Annotated in this window: 12 protein-coding genes and 1 pseudogene; 7 read left to right on the top strand and 6 right to left on the bottom strand. The window is 40.4% G+C overall.

Annotated elements, in window-relative coordinates:
- Both flcA and B4N75_RS02635 read left to right on the top strand, forming a co-directional pair.
- Window positions 1–2,508, top strand: a 2,508-nt coding sequence (flcA, locus tag B4N75_RS02640) for a periplasmic flagellar collar protein FlcA (RefSeq protein WP_296706532.1), incomplete at its 5' end; no start/stop codon positions are given.
- 49 nt (window positions 2,509–2,557) lie between these two features.
- Window positions 2,558–3,178 (top strand): diacylglycerol/polyprenol kinase family protein, encoded by a 621-nt coding sequence (locus B4N75_RS02635; protein WP_296021436.1) that lies wholly within the window; start codon window positions 2,558–2,560, stop codon window positions 3,176–3,178.
- Here B4N75_RS02635 and B4N75_RS02630 read toward each other — a convergent pair.
- Entirely contained in the window at window positions 3,163–3,987 is an 825-nt protein-coding gene (locus tag B4N75_RS02630) for a hypothetical protein (protein WP_296021431.1), read from the bottom strand. The two genes, B4N75_RS02635 and B4N75_RS02630, sit on opposite strands and share 16 nt — an antisense overlap.
- A 150-nt stretch (window positions 3,988–4,137) precedes the next feature.
- Between B4N75_RS02630 and B4N75_RS02625 the strand changes: the two genes are divergently transcribed.
- Together B4N75_RS02625 and pyk are read left to right on the top strand one after the other, a co-directional pair.
- Complete coding sequence (locus B4N75_RS02625; RefSeq protein WP_296021426.1) at window positions 4,138–4,836, top strand: DUF2259 domain-containing protein; 699 nt, start codon at window positions 4,138–4,140, stop codon at window positions 4,834–4,836.
- 253 nt (window positions 4,837–5,089) lie between these two features.
- Window positions 5,090–6,517, top strand: coding sequence for a pyruvate kinase (gene pyk / locus B4N75_RS02620; RefSeq protein ID WP_296021416.1), 1,428 nt, complete (start codon window positions 5,090–5,092; stop codon window positions 6,515–6,517).
- Window positions 6,518–6,533: 16 nt separating this feature from the next.
- On the opposite strand, the pseudogene B4N75_RS02615 reads toward pyk, so the two are convergent.
- From B4N75_RS02615 to B4N75_RS02600, 4 genes and pseudogenes are all read right to left on the bottom strand, one after another.
- A pseudogene (locus B4N75_RS02615) lies at window positions 6,534–7,865 on the bottom strand (MATE family efflux transporter); the annotation flags it as partial.
- A gap of 165 nt (window positions 7,866–8,030) precedes the next feature.
- A complete protein-coding gene (locus tag B4N75_RS02610) occupies window positions 8,031–8,708 on the bottom strand; it encodes an ABC transporter ATP-binding protein (protein WP_296021386.1) in 678 nt (225 codons plus the stop codon).
- Window positions 8,695–10,221, bottom strand: a complete 1,527-nt coding sequence (locus tag B4N75_RS02605; RefSeq protein WP_296706530.1) for an ABC transporter permease — start codon at window positions 10,219–10,221, stop codon at window positions 8,695–8,697. Before B4N75_RS02605 ends, B4N75_RS02610 begins: the two co-directional genes overlap by 14 nt.
- A gap of 25 nt (window positions 10,222–10,246) precedes the next feature.
- A complete protein-coding gene (locus B4N75_RS02600; protein WP_296668007.1) occupies window positions 10,247–11,275 on the bottom strand; it encodes a thiamine ABC transporter substrate-binding protein in 1,029 nt (342 codons plus the stop codon).
- A gap of 312 nt (window positions 11,276–11,587) precedes the next feature.
- Here B4N75_RS02600 and B4N75_RS02595 point away from each other — a divergent pair, with 312 nt between their 5' ends.
- The 3 genes from B4N75_RS02595 to rny all read left to right on the top strand — a co-directional run bounded on the left by B4N75_RS02595 (window position 11,588) and on the right by rny (window position 15,527).
- Window positions 11,588–12,148: a hypothetical protein gene (locus B4N75_RS02595; RefSeq protein ID WP_296706528.1), complete on the top strand. Its 561-nt coding sequence runs from the start codon at window positions 11,588–11,590 to the stop codon at window positions 12,146–12,148.
- 74 nt (window positions 12,149–12,222) lie between these two features.
- Entirely contained in the window at window positions 12,223–13,659 is a 1,437-nt protein-coding gene (locus B4N75_RS02590; RefSeq protein ID WP_296668010.1) for an ASKHA domain-containing protein, read from the top strand.
- Window positions 13,660–13,997: 338 nt separating this feature from the next.
- Window positions 13,998–15,527, top strand: a complete 1,530-nt coding sequence (gene rny / locus B4N75_RS02585) for a ribonuclease Y (protein ID WP_296021344.1) — start codon at window positions 13,998–14,000, stop codon at window positions 15,525–15,527.
- Between the two features lie 244 nt (window positions 15,528–15,771).
- Here rny and lptB read toward each other — a convergent pair whose 3' ends face one another.
- Entirely contained in the window at window positions 15,772–16,686 is a 915-nt protein-coding gene (gene lptB / locus B4N75_RS02580; protein WP_296668012.1) for an LPS export ABC transporter ATP-binding protein, read from the bottom strand.
- Between the last annotated feature and the right edge of the window lie 61 nt (window positions 16,687–16,747).

The following is a 16,747-nucleotide window of genomic DNA, read 5'->3' as shown; positions in this document are numbered from 1 at the left end:
GATGAAAAGTTTGATGAAAATTTGAACAGCGATTCAAATTTTAGTCCGGACACCCGTCTGAACGACTTTAATCTTCCGGATTTTGATTCATTTTCTATGGAAAGTCCGAAAAATTCTGATTTCTCGGAAGGCTCTGCAGGTTCAGAAAATCCTGTCTCTTCGGAAGGTTCTGGCTCTAAGACAACGGAAGAAGAAAATGACACTGCGGCCGCCGAAATTTTAAAAGGGCTTTCTAGTCCTGTTGACGCTTCGGTTGATGTTCCTGCGGAAGATTTTTCGAGTTCAATCGAAGAGCTTGGAAGTGACGGAAATATTGATTTTGGAACAGGAAATGCTTCTTTTTCTAGTGGAGATGAATTTCCGGAAACCTCATTGCCTGGAATCGGTAAAAATTTACCGGACGATGACTTTCTTCTTGACGATGATTTTAAAATTCCTGGATTTTCGGACACTCAGACTGCCGCATTTGACAAGCGTGGACGGCCAAAAGTTGATGTTGTCGATTTTTCTCAGGCAAAGAGCGGAAGACCAAAAAATACTCTCACCGAAGAAGAATATGAAACTTTTAGAAAAAATCTTTCTGGATATCCGCTCAATCTTCGGCTTGCGATTGAAGATTTAGTCGTAAAGAACGAATTTACCGACGACGCTGTTTTTGAAATCATTCAAAAAATTCTCAACAAGGCGCCTGCAAGACAGATTGCTTCCCAATTGGAAAAAATGCTCGACATTTCAATTGACGTTCCGAGAGATTACGAGAGGCGTTCTTTTGCCCAGTACGAAGCGTACAAGCAGTCTTTTCAGTTTCAGTTAAAAAATAGAATCATTCCAGGAACGATTGCAGGAATTGTAATTGCTTTTGTGGTTTCTCTGCTTTTCCGGGCTGGCGTTTTGTTCGTTTATAAGCCTATAATGGCAAATATTATTTACAAGCAGGGATATGCCCTTCTTCAGAACAACGAATATCCTCAGTCAGAATCTAAATTTGTTGATGCGGTTCAGTACAAACCTGTAAAAAAATGGTTTTTTAAATATGCCGAAGGTTACCGTGAGCACAAGCAGTTTGAACGTGCGGCTCAAATGTACAAAAATATTCTTGGAGTTTTTAAGCACGACAAAAATGCTGGGCTCGACTGGGCGAAAATGGAGCTTTATGACCGCGCAAACTATGAGCGTTCTGAAGAAATTGTCCGCCGCGAAATTTTAGACTGGCACATAAACGATTCTGATGGAATTTTGCTTTTGGGCGATGTTTTTCTTGAATGGGGCGAAACAGATTTTTCAAAATATGAACAGGCAAGGCAGACTTATTCCGATTTGATTCAGCTTTATGGAGCTACAGACCTCTATATGTCGAGAATGCTCCGTTATTTTATCCGCACTGACAAATTAAAAAATGTCATAGAGCTTAAAAGCCGTTTTTATCCGCGCGAAAAATCTTTGGAAGCAAAAGACTGGACAGAACTTTCAGGCTACCTTCTGGACAAGCTTTACGGAAAATTGAGCCGTTCAGATGAATATTTACGTGCAAAAATTGAAGATGTAAAAGCGATGCTTGACATTGCAGAAAAAAAAGATTCAAAAAACCCTCTTGCCCATTACAATCTTGCGCGCTACTTTATCCGAAATTCAAATTTTGAATCTGCAAGAAGAAAACTTTTGGTTGCTCTTGACTGTTTTGATAAGCTTAGTGTCCGCACAAAAAAAAGCGTTTACAGCGAAATTGACGCCTGCCGTCTTTTGGGCGAGCTTTACACGGATTTAAGCCAGTACATAAAAGCTCAGGAAGCGTACACCCGCGGAATTGACCTTTTCCAAAGAGAAAACGAAAAAAACGGACTTGAAGGCGATTTAAATACAGGAATTTTGTATGCGGACATGGGAGATATTGAATACTTTATTTCTGGCGATATGGATGCGGCCTTAAAAAATTATGAGTATTCAGTTTTAAATAAAAATTCAACTCCGACTGTAAATTACAGAATCGGTGTTATAAATTATAACAAGCAGAATTACGAAAATGCGCTCACATTTTTTATAAAGGCTTTAGAAAAAAAAGATGCAGATCAAAACCTTCTGCTCGCAGCCGGAAACACGCTTGCTCTCCGCGGAGATAATTTTGCGGCTCAAGGTTATTACAACCGTCTTTTAAGCCTTTTAAACGAAGAAAAAGCTCATCATGCGCTTCTTTTTCCTCAGGCTAAGGAAGATGATGCGCAGCTTGTAGAAATGATTTTAAAAACAACCAACAACCTTGGAGTTGTCTTGAATAAAATTGCTCGTCAGACAGGCAACAGCCAGATGAACGGAAAAAGTTTTGAATGTTTTGTCGAATCAATTCGAGCCTGGGATGCTCTTACAAGAAACCAGGAAACGATGGTTCGGCTTGGCGGAAGCAACCTTGCCCTGCAAAATTCAAAATATATTTCGGCTTCTATGGCGGAATTTGAACCTGCAATTTATACAGACATTCCGCGCACTTTGGTTGGAGAAAAAGTGCTAAAATAGAATAAAGCCGCAAAGAACAAAAGAGTTGAAAATCCGGAATTTTTGAAAAATGTTTTGCATTAGAATTGGAATTGACATAAAAAAGCACTTTATTTCGCTCAAAAAAGAAGTTTTCCGAAAAACAATTCATATTTGTACTGCATTTGTGCCAATTTTTATTCATTTTTATAAAATTCCAGCGATAATTTGCCTTGTTTGCGCAGCCGTTTTGTATTCAGTTTCTGAAATTTTAAGGCTAAACGGTGTCTGTGTTCCGCTAATAAGTTCAATAACGGTCGCTGCCGCCCGAAAACGTGATGACAATAAATTTGTTCTCGGTCCGGTAACCTTGGTTTTGGGAATTGTTTTGTGCTCTATTCTTTGGAAAGAACCATTTTCTACAGTCGGGATATTTTCTCTTGCATTTGGCGACGGACTTGCAAGCCTTGCAGGAAAAACATTTGGCAGGGTCGAAGTTCCTTTGACTGGAGGAAAGACAGCGGCTGGAAGCCTTACCTGTTTTGCCGCAGTTTTTATTTCGAGCTTTTTTGTCTTGCATAATTCAATTTTGTGCTTTTTTCTTGCCCTCGTTGCAACTTTGATTGAAGGATTGCCGCTAAAAGATTATGACAACATTCTGATTCCTGTTGCAATCGGCGGGCTTTCTCAACTTTTTTATCTCCACATGTAAAGTGAATGCAAGGCTCTCAAATATCTATACGTTCCCAAAAGAAGAAGCGGAAGTCCCAAAATAATAAAGACGAAGTTGTCCGAAATTACCAAAAATCCATATCCAGAAAGAATAAACAACATTGAAAAGGCAACTTTTTTATATTCGTCAGTATTTTGATTGACTGCCATAATCCAAAACGAAATAAAACTCAATGCAGTAAATGCAAGCCGCGAACAAAAAAACAGTCTTGGAAATCCCCATGTGACGGTTCCGGCAGAACTTATTCTTGCCGTATTGATAGGCGCAATAATCGCAAAAACAACAGTTATTGCAAAAAGAATCGTAATATTCCGTTCAATATCCTGGCGCTGCTCTGCAGAACTTGCAAGAGCCGCAAAAAGAAAGCTCAGCGGACACAAAAGCCGTCCGATAAAAATAATTCTTCCGCAAAAAAACAGAAGATCAGAAAAAGTTGACCACAAACCAAAAAGCGGCGTTAAGAAGCGCACTCCTTCGCAAAGACAGCCAGTCAAAAATGCAAGAAAAAAGACAATTTCGTTTGACTGAGTGTTTTCAAAAAGTTTAAGCGCATAAAAAACAGTAACAGGCGCAAAAAAAACAATCAGCGAAATTGAAATCATCGTTGCAATAAAATTGTATTTTAAGAATCCGATTTTTTCTATAAATGCTGGAATCCGCAGGTTAGGCGGCGGAGTAATAGCTTTGTTTACAAGCGCTATAATAAAAAAAATTAGGGCGCTTGCAATGCAGACAAGCGAAAAATAGAAGAAAATCTGCATCATGCGGTTGCGAGTCTTTAAAGTCATAAAAAAATATTAAAAGCAAACAAAAATTAAGTAAAGAGAGAGCATTTAAAATCCGAAAATAAATATAGAGCATAACAGGCGCTTAAAAAATGCAGGCATGGACAGCATACAAAAAATCAGCTTTTTATGCGCATTGAATGGGAGAAAAAAATGAAAAAGCATCTTTTGATTTTATTCACAATTTTTGCAACGGTTTCACTTTCTTTTGCTGGAGATGCTGCGGCTTTTGTTGATCTCGGACTTTCCGAAGACGGCAAAACTTACGTTTTTGCAGAATACGGAAAAACAGATAAAACTTTTCAGGGCTACGCGGAAATTTATTGCGTTGATATTGAAAAAAACGACTGGATTGACGGCGAAGTTTTCCGCATAAATCCATCGGAAGCGACTGCAAAAAAAACAGGCCGCGAAGTTTACGAAGAACTTCTAAAAAAGGCAAGCTGGGTGCTCAAAAAATACAATTTAAAAAAATCAGAAGCCGACAATCTCCTTTTTACACGCGAAATTCCGTCTTCAACCGGCGAAATCGTTTTTAAGGATTTTGAAGGATCGAGCACAGAGCGCAGCGTTTTTTACCATATTAAACTCATAAAAAATGTCGAAGGCACAGGAGAAAACTGCAAGTCTTCTTTCTTTATCGCAGTAGAAAAACAGGACGAAAACGGCGATGTAATCAGCCGCGACATTGTCGGAAATCCTGACATAAAGCGCAAAGGCGTAACAGGCTACACAATCAACCGGATTTTCAGCGACAAAAGCGGCCGCAATTTTGTGTTCGTAGTCGAAAAGCAGGTCGAAAACAAGACAGGCACGTGCATCCGCTACATGGTCGAAACAATCCATCTGTAAAAAATAAAAACTTGCAAAAAAATCCTGGCCGTAAAAAAAGTGCCGGGATTTTTTATTTATGGAGCACATTTTTTGCTCAAACCGGCCAACCGCCACTTGCTCACGCGCGGTGCTTCGCACAGCCTTCGGCTTGGCTAATGTCCGGGCTGCAAATTGCCTTTTTAACCGTAACTGCGCGACTTTGCAAATTTTTTCTATTTTCAAAATCCTTAAAGTTCTGTATACTTGCTCAAAATTTGGAAAGGTGGAAAAAATGCGCAAAACAAAAATTATTTGTACGATTGGACCTGCGAGCGAAACTAAAAAAGTTCTTATTGAAATGTGCAAGGCCGGAATGAATGTTGCCCGGCTTAATTTTTCGCACGGAACACACGAAGAGCATTTAAAAAAAATCAATCTTATAAAAGAAGTTCGCAACGAATTAAAAATTCCTCTGGCGATTATGCTTGATACAAAAGGACCAGAATACAGAATTGGAACTTTTAAAGAACATAAAATTGTTGTAAAAGAAGGCCAGACTTTTACTTTTACAACCGACGAAATCGAAGGCGATGAAAACAAGGTTTCTGTAAATTACAAGGGCTTTGCCGATGATTTAAAGCCTGGCGACAGAGTTCTTGTAAACAACGGACTTGTAATCTGCGAAGTTACTGACGTAAAAGGTCACGATGTTATTACAGAAGTTAAGGTTGGAGGCGCGCTTTCTGACAAAAAAAGCATGAATTTTCCTGGAAAACTTTTAAACAGCGCTTTTTTGAGCGAACAGGACAAGAGCGACCTTTTGTTTGGAATTGAGCAGGACGTTGATTTTGTGGCGGCATCGTTTGTTTCTACAAAAAAAGATGCCCAGGACGTCCGTGAATTTTTAAACGCCAACGGCGGAAAAGAAATTGATATTATTGCAAAAATCGAAAATCGTGCCGGTGTTGAAAATATCGAAGAAATTTGTTCTGTTGTTGACGGGATTATGGTTGCCCGCGGAGATTTAGGCGTTGAAATTCCTTTTATGGAAGTGCCTGTCGTTCAGAAAGAAATCGAGCAAAAATGCCGTCTTCTTGGTAAACGCGTTATTATTGCAACGGAAATGCTCGAATCTATGATTAACAATATTCGTCCGACTCGTGCCGAAATTTCTGACGTTGCAAATGCGGTTTATGACGGAACTTCTGCAATCATGCTTTCTGGAGAATCTGCCGCAGGAAAATATCCTGTCGAGGCAGTTAAAACAATGTCCAGTGTTGCAGAATATACTGAACAGCATATAAATTACAAAAAACGCTTCAATTATACGGAATTTGTTAACCGCAATATTCTTGACGCAATTTCTCATTCAACCTGTCAGATGGCAATTGATGTTGGCGCAAAGTGCATTGTTGTAAATTCTGTGAGCGGTTTGACAGTAAGAATGGTGAGCCGTTTTCGCGCGCCTGTGCAGATTATCGGCTCAACGACATCAGAAAAAGTTTACCGTAAACTTGCGCTTTCTTGGGGAGTAATTCCGCTTTTGTGCGAGGAATACGATTCTCTCGATGTTCTTTTATTTCATGCGATTCAGCGCGCTGTAAAAATACTTAATCTTAAAATCGGTGATACAGTGGTTTTGACTGGCGGGCAGGTAGGTGTCAACAGCGGCCACACGAATATGATAAAAGTAGAAACTGTCCGCAAAGTTTACAGATAAACAAAAGTTTTTGAATTTATATTGCCGTTCTGTGAATGTATTTTCCAGATTTAAATCTGAAGAAGAAAATTACGGAACGGATAACCCAGTCGCTGCTCATGCCAATCCAAACTCCAAGAGGACCTGTTTTTAGTACGCGGATAAGGAAAATCGTGAGAGCGACCCGGCAAGTCCACATTGTGACTGTCGAAACTAGCATTGGAAAACGCACATCTCCGGTTGCACGCATTCCGTACGGAGGAATAAAAGAAAAACTCCAGGCAAACGGCTTTATTACGTGCACAAAAACAGAAAGCTGAATTGTCAAAAGCGCAACGTCCGCATCCATTCCAGAAAGAACTGTGAGAGGTTTTACAAATCCGATTACAATGAGCGAAGAAATTGCTACTGCGATAAAACTGAAAAAAGTGAGTTTTTTAATGTATTTTTCTGCAAGCTTGTAGTCGCCTGCGCCGTAAGCTTGTCCTGCGAGCGTCATAAGAGCAATTCCTATTCCGATTGGAGCCTGGCTTGAAAAACTTTCCAGAACTGAAGTGAGCGCATTTGCGGCAATTGCGGCTGTTCCAAGAGTTGAAACCGAAGATTGAATTGCAAGTTTTCCAAATTGAAACATTCCGTTTTCGATTCCTGAAGGAATTCCGATTCTTAAAATCTGAGAAATTTCGCGGAAATCTGGTTTTGCAAGATAAGAATCAATCGCAATCTGCTGTTTTGTCCGGTTTAGCAGAATCAAAATTACAACAGCACAGAAAATTCTCGAAATCAAAGTGCTTAAGGCCGCTCCTGCAACGCTCATATTTAATCCAAAAATAAAAATGGCGTTTCCTATGATATTCAGAATGTTCGAAATTGTAGAAACAATCATCGGAAGCTTTGAATTTCCGTCTGCCCTAAAAATTGCTGCTCCCGAATTATAAATTGCAATAAAAGGGTAGGAAAGTGCTGTTATAAAAAAATAAATTTCAGATTTTGACATAACTTCCGCTTCTACAGAACCAAAAATAAGCGAAAGAATTGATTTTTTAAAGAGAATCAGGATTGCAGTTCCAACGATAGAAACAAAAGTTACAGAAAGAATTAACTGTTTGCCAGCGTGGCAGGCCTTTTTTATATCTTTTCGACCGAGATATTGGCTGCAAAGAATTGCTCCGCCAGTAGCCATTGCTGAAAAAATCAAAACAATCATTACATTTATCGAATCGACAAGAGAAACTGCCGAAATTGCAGCCGAACCGCATTTTGTAATCATGACGGTGTCTGCTGTTCCCATAAATGAATTTAAAAGCTGTTCGACCATAAGAGGGACGAGCAGCTGAAAAAGTTGTCTGCCTTTTACTTCCATAAACCGTAATTTTAATGAGAGAGATTTTGATTTACAATTGGTTTTTAATTTTCAGACTGATAAAAATTTGTTCATAAAATATTAGTTGTCTAAAAATTGAAGCTGCTCTCAGAAAAACTCTCCAATTTACCGTTAGTCGCATTCGCTCAAGACGGCTTGTTATCGTTTTTTTTATTCCAGCATATTTTCGTTAAAGTCTTTGGCGTCTCCCTGCCAGATTATGCGGCCTTTTTTTATTAAAATGATTTTATCGCTTACGGCTTTTGCTTCTGCCAGGTCGTGTGTAACCATTATTCCTGTAAAGCCTATTTCTTTTTGCAGTCTGCGGATTTCTGCGGCGAGCTTTTTTCTTAAAGGCGCGTCCAGTGCCGAAAGAGGCTCATCAAAAAGCACAAGCTGCGGTTTTACAATCAATGTTCTTGCAAGGCTCACTCTCTGCGCTTCGCCGCCGCTCAGAGTTTCCGGAGAGCGCTTTCCGAAATTTTCAAGATTGAACTTTTTCAAGAATTCGCAAGCTATTTTTCTAGCTTCTTTTTTTTTAGTTCCGTGGCAGACAAGCCCGTACGAAACGTTGTCTTCTACGCTTAAATGCCCAAAAAGGTTCGCGCTCTGAAAAACCATGCCGATTCCTCGGTTTTGCACAGCAACTTTCGTTATGTCTTTTCCGCCAAGATTTATTTCTGCTGTTTCCGACTTTTCAAGACCGCAAATCAGGCGCAAAACGGAAGATTTTCCTGAGCCGGAAGGTCCCAAAATCGTCGTCATTGTGGATTTTTCACATTCAAAGGAAACATCGAGGGAAAAATTTTCCCATTCTTTTTTTAAATTTTTTGCACTAAAAAATGCCATTTTCTGAGCCTTCCTGTTTTTTCAATTTTCTGCCAGAGGCTAGTTTGCCGAGCGAAAAAATCACCGCGCATAAAATTCCAAGTATTACTCCGGAAGCGCAGGCTTCGTTAAATTTATACCTTCCTGCAAGACGGTAAGTGTAGAGCGCAAGCGTATTGAATCGGGGAATTGCAAGCACGAGCGGAAGTGTCGCATCACCGGCACTCAGAGCAAAGCAAAAAACTGTCGCCCTAAAAAAAGAACGCTTTGAAACTGGAAGAAAAATTCTAAAAACTGTGTCGAACGGCGAACGGCTCAAAATCGAAGAAGCTTCAACTGTCGTCTGAGGAAGTTTTTCAAGTTCTGCATAAATCTGTCTGAACGCAACCGGCCAGTTTAAAAGTGATTGAGCCAAGACAAGAATTAAGAAATTTCCTTTTCGGACAAGAATTGTAATCAAAACTCCAACTACAACGCTCGAAATTGCCATTGGCGCAAGTGGAATTATCCTAAAAATAAAAAAACGGCCTGTCGGATCAAAAACCTTGAGAACGGCTGCGTAAAAAAAGGCAATTGCCGCGCACAAAAATCCAGAGAGCAGGGCTGTTATAAACGTCCATAAAAAAGCATTCCAAAAACTTTGCGAGCTAAAAAGATGAATAAAATTATAGAAAGTAAAATTCGAATCAAGCCGTTTTGAGCTCAATCCGTTGTAAAAAATCGAAAAAAGAGGGCAGATAAAAAACAAAAAAATCAGGAAAAAAAGAATGAATGCAAAAATTTTTTCAAATCCGCAGATTTTCGTTTTTTCGAGGGATTCGCCGTTAAAAAAAATGCCTTTTAGGCCTTTCGATTTTTGTTCAATAAATGTGTAAATCGTGACCAAAAAAAGGGCAATCAGCGTTTCCAAAAAGCCAAGATTTAATGCCGCTCCAAAATTCAAATTGACTTTTGCCTGCTGATAAATTTCAACTTCGAGGGTTGTCGTTCCGACTGAGCCAAAGAGAAGCACAATCATAAAGCTAAAAAAACAGTACAAAAAAACTGGAATACAGGCTGATATTATTGAAGGCAAAAGCTGAAAAATCGTAATTGACCGGAAAATTTTAAAATTTCCGGCGCCTAAAAGCCTTGCCGCGTCCGATTCTGCTCTCGGAAGGCGTTCCCAGGCAGAACTTACAGTGCTCATTACGAGCGGAAAATTATAAAAACCGTGGCAGATTATGATTCCCAAAAAACTGTACAAAAAAGTGACAGTCGGTCTATCCTTGCCAAAAATGAACATCAAAAAATTGTTCAAAGCTCCGTTCATTCCAAAAAAACTAACGTAGCCCAAAGCGACCAAAAGCGAAGGAATACAGAACGGAACAGAAGAAAGCGAAAGCAAAAAGTTTTTTAAAAAGAATTTTCTCCGGCCGCAAAAAAAAGCAGCCGGAAGTCCGATTAAAAGGGCCGTAAAAGTCGATAGCAGTGCCTGAAAGACCGAAAAACCGGCAATGCGAAAAAAAACATTTGCAGACAGGACTGCGTTCATCTTTTCTAAAACCTTTTAAAAATTTTTATTCGCCCAAAACAGCCATAATCTGTTCGACAGCGGCATTAACTTTTTCAGTATCGTAAGACAAAAGCTTCTTAGGAGAAGGAGTTCCGTCAAGATAAGACTGCGGAAGTTTTACATTTTTGTTTGCAGGAAGCATCCACTGTGTAAGCGGCAGTTCGTTCTGTGCGTCCTCGCTGATTAAAAAGTCCAGAAAACTCTGTGCGCCTTTTTTGTTCGGAGCATTTTTTGCAAGTCCGGCGCCTTCAACCTGAAGAATGTGTCCGTCGTCAAAAATCAAAGCCTGGTATCTGTCGGTTTTGTCGTATTCGTAGTGATAAGCCGCGCTTGTCGTATAACTGCAAACGAGCGGAGCTTCTCCATTTGTAAAAAGTCCGTAACCTGCGCTCCAGCCAGGAGCCATAGTAAGAATATTTGGTTTTAAAGCTTTCCAGTAGTCAAGAACTTTTTCGCCTTTTACAGCGCAAGTCCATGCGGCAAACCCAAGTCCAGGAGTAGAAGTCCGCGGATTCATCAAAATGATTTTTTTTGCGTAGACTGGTTTTGTAAGGTCGTCGAGCGATTTTGGAGCAGGAATATTAGCCTTTGTATCGAACACGATTGCAAAAGGAGCGTAGTCAAAAGGAGTCAAAAGATTTTTTGAGCCCAAGGCTTTTTTCAGCTCCTCAGAAATCGATTCAGAACCAGCAGGTTTGTAGGCTTCGAGAATATCCTGTTCCGCCGCTTTTTTCGCAAGATTGTTGTCCAGGCCCAAAATTACGTCTGCCTGGACATTGTTTTTTTCAAGAGCTGCGCGCGAAAGAATTTCAACTCCGTCGCCACAATCAACATAGGTAACTTTTAAACCAGTTTTTTCCGTAAATTTTTTTGCAATTGCCGCTCCAGGCCCCCATTCACCGCAAAAACTGTCATAAGTGTAAACAACAACTTCATTTTGACGCGCAGAATCACCTGCTTTTTTAGAGCAGCCCGAAAAACCAATAGAAACTAAAATAGAAAAGAGAAAAATTTTAAAGATGTGTCTAAGCATATCTTCCTCCGCCGGCATTATCCGGATCAGGTTGGAACCTCATACGAAGTTCTGCGGGTGTAATCTCAGGGAAAATTCTTCCCACCCCGGTACAAAGCACATTGTAAAAATATACATAAATTGTGTAAAGTGAGTTTTAACTTTTTTATTTTGGAGCGCAATTAGCCGTCAATCCGTCCGCTGCGCAATTCCGCTTTCGCTCCATCTTTTTGCCTTGCAAAAAGACGCCTTCGGCGTTGCTCCGGCACGGGCTAAGATTTTCTTAAAAACTAAAAAATTGACCTTTTACGTCTTTTTTCCGATAATATCTTTATGAAAAAATATTTTTTCCTTTTTGTATGTTTTTTTTCAGTATTTTCAATTTTTGCCGAGCCACAGTTTGAATTTGGTGTCGGTTCAGGCTATGTTTTTTACGGTGACAAAGATTTAAAAAATTTGCTTTCTGATTTTGACCAAAAAAGCCAGGTTATTTTGTGCGGAGATTTTTCCGTTAATTTTTCAGTTGCCGAGCCTGTAAAACTTGTTTTCGGAATGGATTCTATAATAGACGCGCGCTGGAAAGGTAGCGAGCACTTTATTCTTTGGGATTACTGCGGTTTTGCAGGTTTTAAAATTTATCCTGGGCTTGCAGGCCTTTGCACAACTGTTCAGTACTGTCTTGGCAGACGCACAGATTTTGTAAGTTTGCAGGACATTGAAGATTATATCGAAAGCACAAATTTTGGAAATGGATTTGCCTTCGGCATTTCCTACGATTTTGGTTATGGAAAAAAAGGCTACGCACCGGAAGTCTGCGCAAACTGGCGGCACATGCCGAGAGGCGGTTCGAGCGACAATATTTTGGAAGTAAAGTTCCGCCTTTCAAAAAACTAAGAAAAAAATTGCATTTAAGATATTTTTGGTTTATCCTGTAAAATACAGACTTTATTATGTTATGGGACTAAGCGATGCAGATTGAAACACAGGGGTTTTTACCGCAAATTCCAGAAGAACAGCCGGAGCAGGTTAATATTACAGATGTTGGAATTGCAGTAGATGTCGGAACGACAACTGTTGCTGTAAAAATCTGGTCGCTTTCCTCAAAAAAATGCCTTTCTGTCATTGCGGAAAAAAATCTTCAGGCCCGCTATGGCTGCGATGTTATCCGCCGTATTTCTTTTGCAACGCGGCCGCCTCTTACAGGTTCTTCTGCTGTCGTAGAAACAGGAGAGTCAGCCCTTCATTATGCAATTATTTCGCAATTAGAAAGAATGTTTGCTCACGCGCTGGCGCTTGCTGCTCAAAAAACAATGCGCGGAATTCAATTAAATGTTTCTAAAATCGTAATTACTGGAAACACGACAATGCTCAGTTTTGTCTGCGCGTTTCCGGTCGAAGGTCTTGCCGCCGCTCCTTTTACTCCAGCTTCTCATTTTGGCTTTACGGCAAGTTGGGACAAGGTTCGCAGTGGGAAAATCAACGAAAAATGTTCAAATCTGGATCTTCCAACCCCGGAAATTTTACAGCTTTTTGCTGCAAGTTCAGTTGATTCCGAGACTCCGGTCTATTTTCCTCCTTGTGTCGGGGCTTTTATTGGCGCGGACACTGTCTGCGCAATGCTTTCGGCGGGTTTCCCTTCTCCAGAAAGCGATGAAAATTTGTGCTGGGACATTCCTGTTCAAACTCCGCTCTTGCTCGCAGATATTGGCACAAATACAGAAATTGCTCTTTTTATTCCAAAAACGAAAGAACAGCCTGCAAAAATTCTGTGCACTTCGGCTGCTGCGGGTCCTGCTTTTGAGGCGGCGAATATCAGTTGCGGAATGAGTTCAGTTGATGGTGCGGTTGAAAAAATTGAATATAAAAACGGAAAGCTCTGCTGCTCTGTAATCGGCAGCGGCAATGCAAAAGGAATTTGCGGTTCAGGGCTTGTAAGTGCCGGAAGCACGTTCTTAAAAAACAATTTTATCGATAAATCTGGCGTAATACGGAAAAATATTTCTAAACTTGGCGACGGTTCTTTTTGCATTCAGTTGACACCTGCTGTTTATCTTTCTCAGCAGGATATTAGAAATCTTCAGCTTGCGAAATCTGCGGTTTATGCAGGTTTGCGCTATATGCTTGAGCGTTCTCCTGATGTTCCGCTTTTTTGTATTGCAGGCGGTTTTGGTTCGCACCTCGATATGGAAGATTCCTGCACAATAGGTCTTATTCCAAACGAACTTAAAAATCGTTGTGTTCCACTCGGAAATGCAGCTCTTGCAGGAGCGTCCGCAATGCTTTTTTCTAAAACTTTGAGAAAAAAGGCAATGGAAATTAAAAATCATTCAATCCAGATAAACCTTGCCGCAGTTCCTGAATTCCAGGAAAGATACATAAGTTCAATTGAATTTAAATACCCTTAATTTCGGGTTTTATAATTTGATGCCATTTTTGGGCTTGTCTTCTCGTCATTATCGGACTTGATCACTTGTCATTATCTGGCTTGAACAGATAATTTATTGAAAATTCCCAACAGATTTCACTGTCGCAGCACGGGAATGGAATAAAATCGCTGTTCTTATCAAAGCTCGAGATTTTGGCTAAATAACTTTTCTCTGATTTATTTGTTTGACATATAAATATTCTTAGATTAGAATATAAAGGATATTTTGGGGGCGGCTTTTTTGCGGAAATTTTGAACGATGATGACGTTTATCCGCAGTAAAAATCCAACTCCTTAATAGAAGCATAGGAGAATTTTATGAATGTTGTATTATTCGTAATTCTTCCTGTTGCTGGTATAGTTCTTGGATGGATTATTCGTTGGTTATATGCCAAATTTCAATTATCTTCGGCAGAGCAAAAAGCTGAACGTGTAAAACAGGATGCATTAAAAGAAGCAGAAGCCCAGAAAAAAGAATATTTGCTAGAAACAAAAGATCAACTCCTTCGGGAACGTCAGCAGCAGGAACGGGAAAATCGTGAACGCCGGAAGGAAATTCAGGTTTACGAAGCAAGAGTTGCAAAAAAAGAAGAACTCGTTGACAAACGCAATAGCGAAATGGACAAAAAAGAGCAGGAATTTGCTGAACGCGAAAATTCTATGGTAAAACGTGAGCAGCAGATCTCAACTCAGGAAGAAACTTATCGCCGTGAGCTGGAGAGAATTTCTGGCTTGTCTGCGCAAGAAGCAAAAGATTTAATCATCAAAAATCTTGAAAATGACGCGCGTCATGACGCTCAGGCGCTTTTGAACAAAATTGAGCAGGAAGCTCAGTTGACGGCAGATAAAAAAGCCCAGAAAATTCTTGTAGAAACAATTCAGCGGCTTGCGACTGAGGTTACGAGCGATATTACAGTTGCGACTGTTTCGCTTCCAAGCGACGAGATGAAAGGCCGCATTATCGGTCGTGAAGGACGCAATATCCGCGCATTGGAAACTTTGACTGGTGTAGATATTATTATTGATGATACTCCGGAAGCCGTTGTAATCAGTTGTTTTGATCCTGTCCGCAAGGAAATTGCAAAACAGTCTCTTGAAAGGCTTGTGACAGACGGTCGTATTCATCCTGCAAGAATTGAAGAAATTGTGCAGAAAGTAACAAGAGAAGTTCAGCAGAAAATTTATGAAGAAGGTGAAAAAGCGCTCTTTGATCTTGGAATTCACAATATGAATCAGGATGGAGTCCGCGCTTTGGGCCGTTTGTATTTCCGCACAAGCTACGGCCAGAACGTTCTTACTCACTCAAAAGAAGTTGCAGAAATTGCAACCCTTATTGCCGGTGAAGTTGGAGCAAACCGCGAGCTTGCAAAACGTGCGGCTCTTTTGCACGATATTGGTAAAGGCGCAGAAAACGATAGCGACAAAAACCACGCAGAAGTCGGAGCAGAAATGGCAAGAAAATTTGGCGAAGACCAGAAAGTTATCAATGCTATTGCTGCCCACCATCAGGATTGTGAGCCTGCAACTCTCGAAGCGGTTATTGTTCAGATTGCAGATGCAATTTCTGCGGCACGTCCGGGCGCAAGAAAAGAAACTGCGGACAATTATATAAAACGCCTTGAAAATCTTGAAGAAATTGCAGAAAAATTCCAGGGCGTTGAAAAAGCTTATGCGATTCAGGCTGGACGCGAACTTCGTATTCTTGTAAACAACGAGAAAATTCCTGACGGCGAAGTTAAAGAGCTTGCGCAGAAGATTGCAAAACAGATTGAAACCGATTTGCGTTATCCGGGACGTATAAAATTGACGATGATTCGCGAAACACGAATTGTTGAATACGCAAGATAAGTTTTTGAAAAAAATATTCTAAAATGAAATAAATCCTGCGCCGAAGAATGAAAATGTCTTACGGGGCAGGATTTTTTTTGATAAATAAGGAAAATGAAGGATAAAACACGGTTTTGTGTTTTTTTTAGAAAAACTTAGCCCGTGCCGGAACAACGCGAAAGCGTCCGCCGTGGCGGATGAAGCGGCAGCGGAATTGTGCAGGGACGGTTAGAGAGCAAGTTGCGCTCCAGAATTTTTTTACATTTTACATATGGAAATTTTCGCCGAGATAGATTTCTCTTGCAACCGGGCTGTCGATAATGTCCTGCTGGCTTCCCTGAATTAGGATTTGGCCTGTCGAAATGATTATTGCACGGTCGGTAATTTCGAGAGTGTCGCGGACGTTGTGGTCGGTTATGAGAATTCCGATTCCTCTTTTTGCGAGAAGTTTTATCATGGCTTTGATGTCGGCAACTGCAATCGGGTCGATTCCTGCAAAAGGTTCGTCCAAAAGAAGAAATTTTGGTTCAATTGCGAGTGAACGGGCGATTTCTGTTCGGCGGCGTTCTCCTCCGGAAAGCGTAAATGCCGGCTGTTTTCGGATTCTTCCGATTGAAAATTCTTCGATTAGCTCTTCGAGTCGCTGTCTTTTTTCGGCTCTTGTTAAATCCTGTCTGGTTTCGAGAATTGACCAGATATTTTCTTCGACTGTGAGTTTTCTAAAGACGGAAGGCTCCTGCGGAAGATAAGAAATTCCGAGCCTGGCGCGTTTGTACATTGGAAGGTCGGTGATTCGCTCGTCGTCCAGAAAAATTTCTCCGCTTGTCGGCTGGTAAAAACCTACAATCATATAGAAAGATGTTGTTTTTCCGGCTCCGTTTGGGCCTAAAAGTCCTAAAACTTCGCCCGTATGCATCTGAAAATCGACGCCCTGGACAACTTTTTTTCTGCCGAATGATTTGTAAAGTGAATTGACTTTAAGCGTGTGGATTTTTTGAGAGTTTTCGTTTTGAGAGGGAATTGCAATGTCTAACGGCTGATTTTCTGTTTTCACGGAATTTTCGCTGTCTGAAGGAGAGTTTTCGTTTTGAGAGGGAATCGCACTGTCTAACGGCTGATTTTCGGCTTGAAGAGGATTTGAGTTTTCTTCGGTATTGTTTTCGCTGCTGTTTTCTGACATTAGTTTTTAATTTTCCTTATTTTAGTTTTTTGTGGAAGATGCGTTTTCTGAAGTTGATTTT

It is taken from the genome of Treponema sp. UBA7570, assembly GCA_002477955.1.
Lineage (GTDB): Bacteria > Spirochaetota > Spirochaetia > Treponematales > Treponemataceae > Treponema_D.
Note: the sequence above shows the minus strand (reverse complement) of the source record. Positions and strands in the feature narration are given on the sequence as shown.